Raw genomic sequence first — 12,913 nt, forward strand, 5'->3', positions numbered from 1 at the left:
TCCTTTATTCTTCCTTGATATAGCTTAAAGCGACACCGTCTCCTATGGATAACACTGAGGTGGTCAGTGAAGGATGTGTCGAAATATAGGTTAAATACTCACGCATGCGCTTGACAATCGTCTTGTGTTTTTTCGGCACCAGTGCATCATCCGCTACGGTACCCTTGTAAAGCACGTTATCGGAGATAATCAAGCCGCCCGCATTGACAAGCGGCATAACGAGATTTAAATACGCTTTATAATGGCTCTTTGCCGCATCAATAAATACCATGTCATAGCCGGCATCAAGCGCTTCTAAAACTGTTTTGGCCTCTCCTTTAATCAGTCGGACAGAGGCATGACGTTCAAAAGACTGTTCCATCTTTTGAAAAGTCGTTTGTGCCGCCGCAGCCATTTCATCACTGAGCTCAATGGTATCAATTTCGCCCGCTTGCATCGCCAGTGCCATCAATGACGCCGAATAACCAATGGCCGTACCAATTTCCAGCACGCGCACCGGTTTTTTTAATGCAATCATCAGTCTCAGAAACTGTGCGACTTCCGGCTGCACAATGGGAATATAAGAGATCTCCGCAGTTTGTTCAAGTGCTGCAAAAAATGCATCGCGTTCCGGCAAGAGCTGACGAATGTATGCTTCGACTTGCTTTTCAACAATTTTAGCTTCCATTTCCGTTCTGCTTCCCTTTCTCTTTGTCGCGATTATGCCCCGCAAGAGTTTCGTTAAAATAATGCGAACCATCACCGAGTCCTGTTGTTACAAAGTACAGATAACCTGTATCCGCAGGATAAAGCGCTGCTTCAATGGCCTTTTCACCCGGCGATGCAATCGGCGCCGGCGTAAGCCCAAGATGTTGATAGGTGTTAAATGGCGATTCGAGTTCTAAATCATCATAGGTTAGCCGCTCCTTGCGCTCTTTCAGCACATATTGAATCGTCGCACAGGATTGCAGCAGCATTTTTTGGTCAATTCGGTTATGAAAAACACTGGACACAATTGGCAATTCCTCTGTTTTTTTTGTTTCGCGTTCAATAATAGAAGCCAGTGTCACCACTTGATCAACTGTCATATTCAGTTCTTCCGCACGCGTATAATACGCCGGTTTAAACACATCGTCAAACCGCGCCAGCATCATTTGTACAATTTCTTTTTCACTTGTACCCTTTTTAACGGTATACGTATCGGGGAATAAATAGCCTTCAAGCAAATACTGCCTGTCAACACCTTCTAAGAACTTAAAATCAAAGGGTTCATCTGCCAATATCGTTTTGAACACTTCAGCATCCACAATCCCTTCTTCACTAAGGCGATCAACGATTTGTCTCACTTCATAGCCTTCGGGTATGGTAAAGGTCTCCGTTTCAACAAAGACATCGCCGGCAACGAGTTTTTGAATAATCGCTTCTGCTGACATTGACTTTGAAAGCTGGTAATCACCTGCCTGCATCTTGCCGTCGGCTTCCAGCACTTTTGATTTTGCCTTGAAGGCATTGACATTTTGAATGAGCGACTGCTCTTTTAAAAGATCCGCAATGGATGTCGTCGTAGCACCCTTCGGCACCGTCACAACAATCTGCGTTTCATCCGTTGGATCAACGGGCTCATTATACTTTTCCAAAATGGACGCACAGCCCGTCATCAGCCATGTCAAGCCCAAGATAAATAACACTACAAACCATTTTTTCATCTTCATACCTCAAATTATCTTCTGTCCTGCGCCGCTTACTACACTGCTGCTTCATAATTGCCGCTAAAGCTTACCACTAGCCAAAAAACCGTTTTGAATCGGTCAAACGCGCCCTTTTTTATTTTAATCAAATAATACAACGTAAAAAAGCGTGAGAAAGATCTCACGCATTATTTAACCTCCATAAAAATTGGCAAGATCATTGGGGATCGCTTTGTGCTCTGATAAATATACTGACTGAGTGCATCTTTTACAGATGATTTTAACGTTGCCCAGTCTTTGATGTTCTTGCTGAAACAGCGTTTTAATTCTGCATCAATAACGCTTCTGGCGCCATCCATCAGTGCTTCTGATTCCCTGACGTAAACAAATCCTCTGGAAATGAGATCCGGTCCATTAACCACTTCACCAGTCTCTTCAGAAAGCGCTACCGCAATGATAATTAAGCCATCTTCAGAAAGATGCTTGCGATCTCTCAGGACAATATTGCCCACATCGCCAACGCCTAAGCCGTCGATAAAGACGCGTCCCGCTTGAACACTCTTGCCTATTTTAGCGCCTTTAGCACTGAATTCCAATACACCGCCGTTGCTCAGAATAAAAATATCGCTGCTGTTCATGCCAAGTTCTTCAGCGAGCTCTTTATGGCGATTTAAATGTACGTATTCGCCATGAACCGGCAGAAAATACTTTGGTTTTACCAGTGTATGAATGAGTTTAAGTTCCTCTTGTTTCGCATGGCCGGATACATGTACATCAGCAAGCGATTCGTAAATAACATGAGCCCCTTTTTGGGTCAGTTTATTGATGATTTGGTAAACGCTCTTCTCGTTGCCCGGAATTGGTGAAGACGATAGAATCACCATATCGCCAGGCACGATCTCCATATTTCGATGTTCGGAGTTTGCCATTCGCGTCAAAGCACTCATGGTCTCCCCTTGTGATCCTGTCGTAATAACGACGATCTCATTTTCCGGGTAACGATCAATATCCTTAATATCGATAATGATGTCCGGTGAACATTTAAGATAACCGAGTTCCAATGCAACATTAGAGACATTGACCATGCTTCGGCCTGAAAAGGCAACCTTTCGATCATTCATATAAGCCGCATTGATAATCTGCTGAATACGATGCACATTTGAAGCAAACGATGCTACAATAATGCGGCTGGATGTTGCCTGTCTAAAAATCTGTTCAAACGTTTCACCAACAGTGCGCTCGGACATCGTATACCCTTCGCGAACGACATTGGTACTGTCTGCCAATAAAGCCAGCACGCCTTCACTGCCCAACTGCGCAAAACGATGCAAGTCCATCTTTTGACCGTCAATCGGTGTATAGTCAATTTTAAAGTCACCCGTCTGGACAATCACGCCAAGCGGTGTCTTGATGGCAAACGCCACTGAATCGGCAATACTGTGACAAACTCTAATCGGCTCAACTTCAAAGACGCCGAGTTTGATGATTTGTCCAGGGACAATGCGTATAAGTTTTGTCTTTGGCAACCGATGTTCTTTTAATTTGTTTTCAACGAGACCCAAGGTTAGATTCGTGCCGTAGACAGGCACATTTAATTCCTTTAATACATATGGAAGACCGCCAATATGGTCTTCATGCCCATGTGTTAACACAATGCCCTTTACCTTGGATGCATTTTTCTTTAAATAGCTGATATCTGGAATGACGACATCAATCCCAAGCAATTCATCTTCAGGAAAAGCGAGGCCGCTGTCGACGACAATAATGTCATCTTCATACTGATAAACCGTCATGTTCTTGCCAATTTCGTTTAATCCGCCAAGCGGAATAATTTTCAAAGCGGAATCCCCAGCAGCGTTTTTAGCCTCTGCCGCCACTTCAACCTGTTTTCTCGGAGAACGTCTCTGCGATGATTTCTGCGATGACGGTTTTGAGGTTTGTTTTGATGGTTGCTTTGAAGTTTGTTTTGGGGGTTGTTTCGCCGATTGCTTTGCCGGCGTCGTTTTTACTTTTTCACCAGTTGAACTTTTAGCGGTATCGCCTCGCTGATTTTTCGTTGGCGGTTTACGCGTATTCCTTTTCTGCGGTTCGCCCTCATTTAATTTCTTACGTGATTCATTCACGTCTTTATTTCTCTGATTTGTCATAATCTCACCTTTCGTTTTGGCATTCGAGTCATTTGCCGTACCCTCGAATGACCAATTATATTAAACGTTTATGATATTTGACAAAGGCCGCGCGTCGATTCGTAAAAGAAACCCTGTACTAAACAAGGTTTTTACAATTGCGACATAATCCATAGAATTTTACTTTATGATCCATTATTTTGAAATCATATTCCATCTCAATCTTCTTTTCAAGCTCTTCAAGTAAATCGCCCTCTACTTCGATGACTGCACCACAATTCGAACAAATCAAATGGTGGTGATTATGCTCGCCTGTGTGACAGTACAGTTCATACCGCACACATCCGTCCTCTAAATTCAGCGACGAGACCACTTCCAACTCATCAAGGAGTTGAAGTGTCCTGTATACTGTTGCGAGTCCCATCTCCGGGTTCCTTTGTTTCACAATATCATATATTTCTTCCGTACTCAGGTGCTTCCCTTTGTTCTCAGAAATGACATTAATAATCGCAATCCGTTGTGGCGTCAGTTTATAACCGGCCTCTTTGAGCTTCTTCTTATAATTATCATGACTTGAATTCATCTCAGCACCCCAATACAATTTATTTTTTTTGGCGTCTTCCGCCTACGATTCCATTTCGTCCAACAACTCGTTATAAGCTTCAATCACGGCCTGAAGCTCTTCTTCATCGTCAATGGTCTCAAAGATGAACTCTTCATCTTCTTCTGTTACCTTAAAAATCAGCACTTCATCATCATCTTCCACATTGGAGAGAATTGCATATTCTTGCTCATCCACTTCCAGCGTAGCAATAATGTTGAATTGAACTGGATTGCCGTCGTCGTCAAAGAGCTCAACAACATCTGAGTCCTCTCCCTCGGGCTCGACAATCTCGAACAATGCTTTGTCCTTGTCCATTTTTCACCTCTCATTTCACTTTATCGTTTAACCGCGTCTTTACGCGTTTAAGTTCATATTCATACGGCGATGCTGACCATCTTTTCAATCAGACGCCAATTTATTGATTACAGTGCATTTTATCGCTGTCCACCCTCGTTCTGCATACTTAAATGATCGAGATAGCCTTGTAATATTAATGTGGCAGCCACTTTGTCAATCACTTCTTTACGTTTCGAACGGCGCATGTCCGCTTCAAGCAGCATGCGCTCAGCACCGACTGACGTCAGGCGCTCGTCCCAATACGCTGTTGTTACCGGCTGTTTTAGCCGATCAGAATACTGCAATTTTTTTTCGAGCTTCTGCATAAATGCCTGTGTTTTTTCACCTTGTGGTCCAAGTGTGCCATTCATGTTATATGGCATTCCCGCCACAATGCTTGTCACGTCGTATTCGACGATTAAGTCGACCAGTCTGTCGATATCTTTTTTAATGGATTCCCGAAAAATCGTTTCTTTTCCCTGTGCTGTCATCAAAAGCGCATCACTAATGGCAACGCCAATCGTGCGATCGCCGACATCCAGTCCCATAATTCTCAAATAGCGTAATCCTCCGCTTTTTATACTGTAAAATCCTTCTTAAAGTATAAACCAAAATGAAATTCATTACAATTCATTTTAGTCCAATCCATAAACCTTCATGTGTTCGCGGAGCATAAATGCATCAATTAATGCGGTTCCAAGCTCTTTAAACGCTTTTCCCAAACTTTCCAATATCATTTCTCGGTATAGGCATAACAAATAAGATCGGCCCCCTATCAACGAATCAATGCTTTTGCAGGGGACCGATTGTTATACTTCCGAAACAAATCTTCGATACTGCAATCCAGTATCACCCAGTTTATGATCATGCATTATTTTTTGACACATTCCATATAGTGCGTTAAAAGTTCCTCTAAGATTTCATCCCGCTCGACCTTTTTTATCATCGTTCTCGCATCGTTGTAGGTTGTGATATAGGTTGGGTCTCCTGAAATCAAATACCCGACCAGCTGGTTGACGGGATTGTATCCTTTTTCCTCCAGCGCATTAAAAACGTATAAGAGAATATCGCGTTGGTTGCTTTGTTCAAGATACTCTTCGACACTGAATTTCATTGTATTCTTCATGGTATTACCCCCTCGCTTTAACCTATCCTACTTATACCCGATTTATTCAAATAAAGCATAAACTTTTTCTAAAGCTTCGTCAACCTTTGCAGGATTCTTTCCACCTGCCTGCGCCATATTTGGCTTACCGCCGCCACCGCCGCCGGCGATTTTAGCAACCTCGCGAATAATATTGCCGGCATGTGCGCCCGCTTTCACAGCGTCGTCCGAAGCCATGGCGACAAAGGTCACCTTCTCAGATTCGACGTTGGCAAACACCACAAAACCGCAAGACAATTTGCCCAAGAGCTGATCGCCTAAATTTCTGAGCACCTGTGTATCCATCCCTTCGAATTTCGCCGTTAGGATTTCAACGCCTTTTAATACTTTTGCATTTGCAATGAGACCGTCGATGTCAGAGGTAACCAATTTCTGTTTCAAATGTTCATTTTCACGCTGAACTTGTTTCATTTCACTGACAATCGCCTCAGCTTTGACGATCACATCTGACGCATTCGCTTTCAATATATCAGCCACTTGTTGCATTTTTTCATCTATTTCTGTTAAATATTTATAAACATTTTCACCTGTAATGGCTTCAATCCTGCGAACACCTGCGGCTACCCCGGCTTCACTGACAATTTTGAACATCCCAGCCTCGGAAGTATCTTTTAGATGTGTCCCACCGCAGAGTTCGATGCTGTAATCGCCCATTGTGACAACGCGTACTGTCTTACCGTATTTTTCACCAAAAAGTGCCATAGCACCTTTTTGGCGTGCTTCATCAATGCCCATTTCAGCAGTAATAATCGGCAGCGCTTCAAAGATTTTGGCATTGACTGTCTTTTCTATTTTTAGCAGCACCTCATGCGGAATAGCTTCAAAGTGCGAAAAGTCAAAGCGCAGTCTTTCAGGGGTTACATAGGAGCCAGCCTGTTCAACGTGTTCACCAAGTGCATCGCGCAGTGTTTTATGAAGGATATGCGTCATACTGTGATTGCGCGCTGTTGCCATGCGCTTTATTTTGTTAACAGACGCCGTTACTTGCTGCCCGCTCGTTACAATGCCTTCTGTAATATGAACGCGGTGTGCGATCACACCGTTTTTCCCCTTGGTCGTTTCCAGAACCTCTGCTTTGAAGTCGTCTCCCGATATGATGCCAACATCGCCAATCTGTCCGCCGCCCTCTGGATAAAACGGTGTTTGATCGAGCACGATGATAACATCCATCCCTGCAACTGCCGATTCAAGCTGCTGCGTTTCGACAATTGCCAGGACTTCTCCTGTGCTTTTAAAATAATCGTAACCAATAAATTTCGAAGTAATCGTCTTCGGCAATTCAGAGAGCGCATCGGTTGTCCAGCCTAAGTCTTCGCCAGCACCCCTTGCCGTTCTCGCGCGTTCTTTTTGCTTTGCCATTTCAGTATTAAACGCTTCTTCATCAACACTCAATTGCTGTTCTTCCAATATTTCCTTTGTCAGTTCCAGCGGAAAACCGTACGTATCATAAAGTTTAAAGGCATCTTCGCCTGAGAGCACGGTTTCGCCATTATCCTTAACGCGATCAATCGCCTCGTTTAAAATGGACAGTCCTTGATCTATGGTCATTTGAAAACGCATTTCTTCGTTTTCGATGACCTTCTTGATATAGGCTTCTTTTTCGATGAGATTATTATAACTCGGACCATAGGATTCAAGAACGGCATCGACGAGTTCCGTTAACACATTCCCACTCATCCCCAACAATCTTGCATGACGCGCTGCACGTCTTAAAAGTCTTCTCAAGACATAGCCGCGACCCTCATTATTTGGCATGATGCCATCCGCGACCATAAAGGTAATCGCCTTCACATGGTCTGTAATAATACGGATGGAAGTATCCTGTTTTCTCGTTTCACCATATTTAACGCCCGCTTTTTCAACAACGGCACTCAGAATAGACTGGATGGTATCAACTTCAAAAATCGTATCGACATCCTGCATAATGCAGGCAATCCGTTCAAGTCCCATTCCCGTATCAATATTCGGTTTTGCAAGCGGATGATAAACCCCTGCGTCATCTTTATCATATTGGGTGAAAACGTGATTCCAAAATTCTAAAAAGCGGTCGCATTCACACCCCGGCTTACAGTCTGGCGATCCACAGCCGTAGGCTTCGCCGCGATCAAAATATATTTCTGAACACGGCCCACACGGCCCCGTTCCAATTTCCCAAAAGTTATCTTCCTTGCCAAGTCTGGTGATTCGTTCTTCCGGAATGCCAATGACATCACGCCAGATTTCAAAAGCGTCCTCATCTTCATAATAAACAGACGGCCACAACTTTTCTATCGGCAATTCAAGAACTTCTGTGATAAATTCCCATCCGAATTCAATAGAGCCCCTTTTAAAATAATCACCAAATGAAAAGTTGCCGAGCATTTCAAAAAAAGTGGCGTGGCGCGCCGTAATACCTACGTTTTCAATGTCGCCAGTCCGGATACATTTTTGACAAGTAGCCATTCGAGGCTTAGGCGGTACTTCTGTACCCATAAAATAATTTTTCAAAGGCTGCATCCCCGCGTTAACCAACAAAAGGCTCTTATCACCCTGCGGCACTAGTGAATAGCTCGCTGTTACGTAGTGATCTTTCGATTCGTAAAATTTAAGAAACGCGCTTCTGATTTCATTCAGACCCATAGATTTCATCCGTCATTCCTCCATAATCATGCTTTCGATTTTTTACAAAATAAAAACCTTCAAAGGCCATTGCAGGGACGACGCATCGCGGTACCACCCTGCTTACCGATCTCTATCGGTCACTTTGAAGGTAAAATGCTGGATAACGTTTGCAAAACGCCGGAACCTACTGTCAGTTCAATCCCGGAGCTCGGAAGCTGCTTCAACACCATGATGCCTTTCACCAGTTAGCACCTCTCTTTTGGCAGTGTCTACTCCTCTTCTTCAATGCTTTTTCAATACAGTTTTCTTAAGTTGTCTCTATTTTACCACAAATCCACATTCATTGTCACGAATAATGTTAAAAAGCAGGTATGGCACCTTGTACCTCACCCGCTTTCCCTCAATGATATACTACAATGGCTTAAAACTCAATATCGACCACATCGTGATCATGATGATCTTCATCGGGATCATAACCTTCAAGCCCCTTGAATGTCAGTGCATTCTTAGTGGCATAATCGTAAATGGCCGCTTTCAGTGCCTGCTCTGCCAAGACAGAACAGTGTACTTTTACCGGCGGCAAACCGCCGAGCTCGTCAATCACTTGTTTGTTGGTCAGCGCAAGCGCCTCATCAATGGTTTTACCCATAATGAGTTCCGTTGCAACAGAAGATGCTGCAATCGCTGAGCCGCATCCAAATGTCTTGAATTTAACATCAACAATTTGATCACCTTCAACTTTTATATAAATGCGCATGATATCACCACATTTGACATTGCCGACTTCGCCAACGCCATCCGCATTTTCAATCTCGCCCACATTTCTTGGATTCATAAAATGATCCATAACCTTTTCTGTATAAAGCATCCTTATTTGCCCTCCTTGAGTACCTTGTCGTATAGCGGCGACATCAGTCTTAATTTTTGAACGATCTCTTTCAGTGATTCGATTGTATATTCAACATCTTCTTCTGTCGTAAAATCACCAATTGAAAGCCTAAGTGAGCCGTGTGCTATTTCATGCGGCAAGCCGATTGCCAAGAGCACATGTGACGGATCGAGAGAACCCGATGTACATGCGGAGCCACTGGATCCTGCAATCCCTTTTGCATTTAAACTCAGCAGCAGCGCTTCACCTTCAATAAATTCAAAACAAATATTGACATTGCCAGGATGGCGCTCGGTTGGATGCCCGTTGTACTTCGCATATGGAATGACATCCATGATGCCGTTTGCAAGTTTGTCTCTTAGATAAATGAGTTTCTCACGGTGCGCTTCCAGATTTTCATCTGCCATAACAGCTGCTTTTGCAAAACCGACAATTCCCGGAATATTTTCAGTGCCTGCGCGTCTGTTACGTTCCTGTGCGCCGCCTTCAATAATATTTTGAATGCGAATGCCTTTTTTAATATAGAGGCCGCCAATGCCTTTCGGCCCATAAATCTTATGCCCGGATACGCTCATGAGATCAATATTCATTTCATTAACGTCAATTTTAACATTGCCATAAGCCTGTACGGCATCTGTATGAAAGAGTACACCGTGTTTATGCGCGATTTCGCCAATCGCTTTTACCGGTTGCATCGTACCGATTTCGTTATTGATAAACATGATTGAAATCAGCACCGTCTGATCTGTTATAGCAGCCTCAAGCGCTTCAAGACTGACCATCCCCTCTGCATCAACATCGAGATACGTCACTTCAAAACCTTCCTTTTCAAGTGCCGTACATGTATGCAGTATACCATGATGCTCAATCTTCGACGTAATTAAATGGTTGCCTTTTTTGCGGTTCGCCCGCATAACGCCTTTTAACGCCCAATTGTCCGCCTCAGAACCGCCACCTGTGAAATAAAATGTATCCGGCGTGGCATTAATGGTTTCGGCAATTGATTTTCTCGATTGTTCAAGTACACTTTTTGCTTCTTGACCAAAACCGTGAATACTGGATGCATTGCCGTATATCTCAGTAAAATATGGCAGCATCGTATCAACTACCTCACGTTTCACGGGTGTTGTCGCTGAATAATCCAAATAAATTTGCTTCATTGCGGCCGTCTCCTCACACTTCTATTTGCACTCGCAGATATTTTCAATGACATGATTGCTGTTCTCGTGAAAATCATCAATCATATGCTGGAGTGTTATGGCGTTTACAACGCCTTTAATACTTTCATATATCTTTTCATAAATGACCTTTGTCACACAATAATGTGTATGATCACAAGTTTCTTCATCGTCATCGGCGACGCAGTCTGTTGGAGCCAATGGGCCTTCCAGTGTTGTTAATATAATACCGACAGTGATCAGCTCAGGCGCCTTCGCCAGCATATAGCCGCCTTGGGCACCGCGAACGCTCTTAACAAGTCCTGCTTTTCTGAGCGGTGATATCAATTGTTCCAAATAGTTTACGGATATCGCCTGTCTCTCTGCAATACTCGTCAGTGAAATCGGCCCGTCGCCAAAGTGCAACGCAAGGTCGAACATTGCCTTTAGGCCGTAGCGCCCTCTCGTGGATAGCTTCAATGTCTCGTCTCCTTTGTTTAATTCCTAGTCATTTACTATGAAATCATAACCATTATAATATATCCGATTAATTGAGTCAACTTTAAAACGTGCATTCAAAAATTATTTACAAATACGTCTTCAGCACTTAACAAATCATAAGCATTTACCGATACTTTTATTAGAAACTGCCAAGGGGGATACTATGTCAGAAAAGAGGAACGAACTCTTTAATCTAACACAAAGAGCACAAAAAATGGAACTGATTAATGAAGAAATCGCACTAGACATCTATATTGAAATCTTTGAAAACTATACGCCAAAAATCTCAAAAACATATGAAAGTGCCATTCGACTCTTGGAAAAGCGCGGCCGATTTCCAGAAGCACTGGACATTTGTGAACGCGCCATTAAATTGATTAACGAAGATCAAGTCTCGGGGATCCTCAGCAAATTTGAAACGATACGAGAACGCCTGTTAAAAAAAATGGGGCCTGAGACCGTTGCCGAAAAACCAAAACAAAAAAAGCCCATCAAATTGATAATAGGACTTATTTTAGTCGTTGCAGTTGCCATTGCCGTTTGTGAACTCAGTAGACCTTATGACGATTTGGATGTCAATCTGGACGGCAAGGAAAGCCTTCCCGGCGGCAGTGCACTCTCTGGCAATAATGATGCAGAGACCAATGATCCTGAATTTCCAATTACAGAATCAATGATCGCCGTTGCCGTGGCAGAAACACTTAAAAACCACGACGCAGTTGATGTTGCCATCACACCGCAAGACAATACCATTGGCATCGGCATTCTGGTCTCACCGGGAACAGATGTCAAGCGAAGTCAGGCTCTGGCTGAAATCACGCTAAAAGCACTTGGAGGCGCAGCCTCTGCCACTTATAAAGAACTAGATACGCCAAATGGGGATAACCTCGGAGGCCTTTATGATTACTATGAACTAGTCATCTCAGTCGGCACCGGCAGTGAAGAAGATGAAATTGTCGCCAAGGGAACAAAGAACAAAACGAGCACTGCAATCTATTGGCATTAACAGACGCCAATGCAGAGCACCTTTTATGCGCCGTTTAAAAACACAGTCCATTCTATGATTGAACTGATCACGATGGCTACGATGATGGCATCACCATCGCTTTGCGCAGTGCTTCACTTTGAGCACTGCCTTTTAAGTGTTTTACGATTTCAAGTCCGAACTCAAGTGCAACACCAACCCCTCTGGCCGTAATCAATCCCGGCTCTGACACAACATCACGATCAACGACATCAGCATTTTTAATTTCTGCGGTATAACTCGGATAGCATGTAAGGATTTTGCCCCTTGTTAAGCCCCACTGATCTAAAACCGTCGGCGCAGCACAAATTGCCGCAACGGTACAATGAATCTCATACGCCTTTTGAAACAGCTGCTTAAGCATAACACTTTCAGATAAATTGCCGGTTCCCGGCTGTCCACCCGGTAAAATAAAGACATCTCCCTGCACGGGGTCACACAGTTCGGAAAGCATTTTATCCATTGTCATTTCAATGCCATGTGTACTTTTAACTTTCAAATCATCAACGCCTACCATTGTCACGTCGCAAGCCGCTCTTCTTAAAACATCAACAACTGCAATCGCTTCGACTTCTTCATATCCTTCAGAAAAAAATATGTAAATCATCCGCTCTTTCACCTTCCTTTTATCATTAGAGGAATTTCATAATAGCCCTCTATCAACTCGCCACGGTAATCTGTTAGCTCTCCGTCTTGCGTAAAAGCGCCTCTTTACCGCTCTTGACCTTTTAATAAGATTCATACACATACGATGCGGTATTCAATCATCCATCATCAATATTAAAGTTAATAAGGCAATTAAAGAATACCCTTTCACTGAACTTTCTCGACAAGCTGCCAAAT

13 protein-coding genes and 1 other annotated feature are annotated in these 12,913 nt (G+C 43.4%); of the genes, 1 reads left to right on the forward strand and 12 read right to left on the reverse strand.

What is annotated here, in order from left to right; all coding sequences use genetic code 11:
• Positions 1-4 precede the first annotated feature (4 nt).
• The 11 genes from KHM83_RS08490 to KHM83_RS08540 all read right to left on the reverse strand — a co-directional run bounded on the left by KHM83_RS08490 (position 5) and on the right by KHM83_RS08540 (position 11,025).
• Complete coding sequence (locus KHM83_RS08490) at positions 5-667, reverse strand: O-methyltransferase (RefSeq protein ID WP_213236570.1); 663 nt, start codon at positions 665-667, stop codon at positions 5-7.
• Positions 657-1,685, reverse strand: coding sequence for an endolytic transglycosylase MltG (gene mltG, locus KHM83_RS08495; RefSeq protein ID WP_213236571.1), 1,029 nt, complete (start codon positions 1,683-1,685; stop codon positions 657-659). Before mltG ends, KHM83_RS08490 begins: the two co-directional genes overlap by 11 nt.
• Positions 1,686-1,855: 170 nt before the next feature.
• Positions 1,856-3,814, reverse strand: coding sequence for a ribonuclease J (locus KHM83_RS08500; protein WP_213236572.1), 1,959 nt, complete (start codon positions 3,812-3,814; stop codon positions 1,856-1,858).
• Between the two features lie 118 nt (positions 3,815-3,932).
• Complete coding sequence (locus KHM83_RS08505) at positions 3,933-4,376, reverse strand: Fur family transcriptional regulator (protein WP_213236573.1); 444 nt, start codon at positions 4,374-4,376, stop codon at positions 3,933-3,935.
• 42 nt (positions 4,377-4,418) lie between these two features.
• Positions 4,419-4,712, reverse strand: coding sequence for a DUF1292 domain-containing protein (locus tag KHM83_RS08510; RefSeq protein ID WP_213236574.1), 294 nt, complete (start codon positions 4,710-4,712; stop codon positions 4,419-4,421).
• A 119-nt stretch (positions 4,713-4,831) separates the two neighbouring features.
• Positions 4,832-5,290 (reverse strand): Holliday junction resolvase RuvX, encoded by a 459-nt coding sequence (gene ruvX / locus KHM83_RS08515; RefSeq protein ID WP_213236575.1) that lies wholly within the window; start codon positions 5,288-5,290, stop codon positions 4,832-4,834.
• A 314-nt stretch (positions 5,291-5,604) separates the two neighbouring features.
• Positions 5,605-5,859 carry an IreB family regulatory phosphoprotein gene (locus KHM83_RS08520; RefSeq protein ID WP_213236576.1) on the reverse strand — a complete coding sequence of 85 codons (255 nt, stop codon included), beginning with the start codon at positions 5,857-5,859 and terminating at the stop codon, positions 5,605-5,607.
• 42 nt (positions 5,860-5,901) lie between these two features.
• Positions 5,902-8,526: an alanine--tRNA ligase gene (gene alaS / locus KHM83_RS08525; RefSeq protein WP_213236577.1), complete on the reverse strand. Its 2,625-nt coding sequence runs from the start codon at positions 8,524-8,526 to the stop codon at positions 5,902-5,904.
• A 61-nt stretch (positions 8,527-8,587) separates the two neighbouring features.
• Positions 8,588-8,794 (reverse strand) — a binding site (T-box leader).
• A gap of 126 nt (positions 8,795-8,920) precedes the next feature.
• Positions 8,921-9,367, reverse strand: a complete 447-nt coding sequence (nifU, locus tag KHM83_RS08530; protein ID WP_213236578.1) for a Fe-S cluster assembly scaffold protein NifU — start codon at positions 9,365-9,367, stop codon at positions 8,921-8,923.
• A gap of 2 nt (positions 9,368-9,369) precedes the next feature.
• On the reverse strand, positions 9,370-10,548 hold the full coding sequence (gene nifS / locus KHM83_RS08535; protein WP_213236579.1) for a cysteine desulfurase NifS: 1,179 nt from the start codon (positions 10,546-10,548) through the stop codon (positions 9,370-9,372).
• Between the two features lie 21 nt (positions 10,549-10,569).
• Positions 10,570-11,025, reverse strand: coding sequence for an RrF2 family transcriptional regulator (locus KHM83_RS08540; RefSeq protein WP_213236580.1), 456 nt, complete (start codon positions 11,023-11,025; stop codon positions 10,570-10,572).
• A gap of 184 nt (positions 11,026-11,209) precedes the next feature.
• Here KHM83_RS08540 and KHM83_RS08545 point away from each other — a divergent pair, with 184 nt between their 5' ends.
• Complete coding sequence (locus tag KHM83_RS08545) at positions 11,210-12,052, forward strand: hypothetical protein (protein WP_213236581.1); 843 nt, start codon at positions 11,210-11,212, stop codon at positions 12,050-12,052.
• 76 nt (positions 12,053-12,128) lie between these two features.
• Here KHM83_RS08545 and KHM83_RS08550 read toward each other — a convergent pair whose 3' ends face one another.
• Complete coding sequence (locus tag KHM83_RS08550; RefSeq protein WP_213236582.1) at positions 12,129-12,677, reverse strand: DJ-1 family glyoxalase III; 549 nt, start codon at positions 12,675-12,677, stop codon at positions 12,129-12,131.
• Positions 12,678-12,913 lie beyond the last annotated feature (236 nt).

The organism is Fusibacter paucivorans (assembly GCF_018390735.1).
GTDB lineage: Bacteria > Bacillota > Clostridia > Peptostreptococcales > Acidaminobacteraceae > Fusibacter > Fusibacter paucivorans.

Coding starts and splice junctions, on each gene's coding strand:
- KHM83_RS08550 (WP_213236582.1), bottom strand. CDS start 12,677: ATGATTTACATATTTTTTTCTGAAGGATATGAAGAAGTCGAAGCGATT.
- nifU (WP_213236578.1), bottom strand. CDS start 9,367: ATGCTTTATACAGAAAAGGTTATGGATCATTTTATGAATCCAAGAAAT.
- KHM83_RS08490 (WP_213236570.1), bottom strand. CDS start 667: ATGGAAGCTAAAATTGTTGAAAAGCAAGTCGAAGCATACATTCGTCAG.
- KHM83_RS08545 (WP_213236581.1), top strand. CDS start 11,210: ATGTCAGAAAAGAGGAACGAACTCTTTAATCTAACACAAAGAGCACAA.
- KHM83_RS08500 (WP_213236572.1), bottom strand. CDS start 3,814: ATGACAAATCAGAGAAATAAAGACGTGAATGAATCACGTAAGAAATTA.
- KHM83_RS08520 (WP_213236576.1), bottom strand. CDS start 5,859: ATGAAGAATACAATGAAATTCAGTGTCGAAGAGTATCTTGAACAAAGC.
- mltG (WP_213236571.1), bottom strand. CDS start 1,685: ATGAAAAAATGGTTTGTAGTGTTATTTATCTTGGGCTTGACATGGCTG.
- KHM83_RS08510 (WP_213236574.1), bottom strand. CDS start 4,712: ATGGACAAGGACAAAGCATTGTTCGAGATTGTCGAGCCCGAGGGAGAG.
- KHM83_RS08505 (WP_213236573.1), bottom strand. CDS start 4,376: ATGAATTCAAGTCATGATAATTATAAGAAGAAGCTCAAAGAGGCCGGT.
- alaS (WP_213236577.1), bottom strand. CDS start 8,526: ATGAAATCTATGGGTCTGAATGAAATCAGAAGCGCGTTTCTTAAATTT.
- nifS (WP_213236579.1), bottom strand. CDS start 10,548: ATGAAGCAAATTTATTTGGATTATTCAGCGACAACACCCGTGAAACGT.